Annotated in this window: 1 protein-coding gene; it reads right to left on the bottom strand. The window is 68.9% G+C overall.

Going from position 1 to position 1,315, the window contains the following annotated elements:
* Window positions 1–353: 353 nt before the first annotated feature.
* The coding region (locus MCM47_RS40905; RefSeq protein WP_238951850.1) for a stage II sporulation protein M at window positions 354–1,315 on the bottom strand (962 nt) is incomplete at its 5' end.

Raw genomic sequence — 1,315 nt, 5'->3', positions numbered from 1 at the left:
CCGGCCCTCCGGGCGCTTCGTTCTTTCGTGTTCCCAGCTTATCAGATCCTCGCGGCCGTTCTTACCGGCGTTTGTTTCTCTGAATTCCCGCTGGAGGGATTTCCTTCGACTTCGCTCCGAAGCCTATCAAAGCTTTCGGTGTGCTCAGTTCCGGGATTTGCCTTACGCGGAGGGTGCGCATTCTTGGAGCGCACTCACCTCGATTCGGCGGTGTCGTAGACACTAACGCCTGGACCAGGTCGTTGTCCAACCTGTCCCAACCGTTCAAACCTACTAGCCCACCCTCGCCACGTCAATGGTTTGGCCGGGATGCGAGAAGAGTAGCAGCTCAGGGGCATGTTGATCACATCGGCTCAGGCCGCGACCGGCTGCAGGTCCGCCCGGTCTGCCGCGTCCAGGTCGCCGGTCTCCCCGGTCGCCGCGGCCTTCCGTCCCCACACGAGGGCGTAGAGCAGGAACGCCACCTCGACCAGCGCACCGATCGAGATCCGCGCCCACGTGGGGAGGCCCGACGGGGTCACGAAGGCTTCCAGGGCGCCGGCCACGGCCAGGACCGTCGCGAGGCCGATCCCCATCCCGACGATCGACCGGCCCTGCTCGGCCAGCGCGGTCGCCCGGGTGCGAGGGCCGGGGTCGATCACGGTCCAGCCCAGCCGCAGGCCCAGGCCGCCGGCCACGAAGACGGCGGTCAGTTCCAGCAGGCCGTGCGGGATCAACAGGCCGAGGAAGACGTCGAGCCGGCCGGCGGAGGCCATGAGACCGATGCCGACACCGAGGTTGAGGACGTTGCTCCAGAGCACGTAGAGAACGGGAATGCCCAGCGCGACGCCGAAGACCAGGCACTGCACCGCGATCCAGGCGTTGTTCGTCCAGACCTGGGCCGCGAACGAACTCGCGGGGTGCTCCGAGTAGTAGGCCTCGAACTCGCCGCCGGGCATGGTCAGCTGGTGCAGCGCCTCCGGGCTGACCAGGCTGTTCCGGACCTCGGGGTGATTCGCCATCCACCAGGCGATCAGGGCGGTGCCGAACAGCGAGACGAGGGCTACCGACAGCCACCAGCGGCGCGCGCGGTAGAGCGCGGCCGGGAAGCTCACCGCGTAGTAGCGGGCGATGTCATGCCAGCCGCTGGTACGGCTTCCGGTGACCGCGTCCCGGGCCCGGGAGACCAGGCCGGTCAGGCGGCCCTCCAGCGTCGGGTCGGGGGCGGCGGCCTGGACCTTGGCGAGGTGGCCGGTGGCGCGCTGGTAGAGGGTGACCAGCTCGTCCGCCTCCTCGCCGGTGAGCCGGCGGGTCCTGGCGAGGGCGTCCAGCCGGG

Origin of the sequence: Kitasatospora sp. A2-31 (assembly GCF_022288725.1) — a bacterium.
Taxonomy (GTDB): Bacteria; Actinomycetota; Actinomycetes; order Streptomycetales; family Streptomycetaceae; genus Kitasatospora.
The sequence above is the reverse complement of the archived record's forward strand: the minus strand, read 5'-3'. Positions and strand labels throughout refer to the sequence as shown.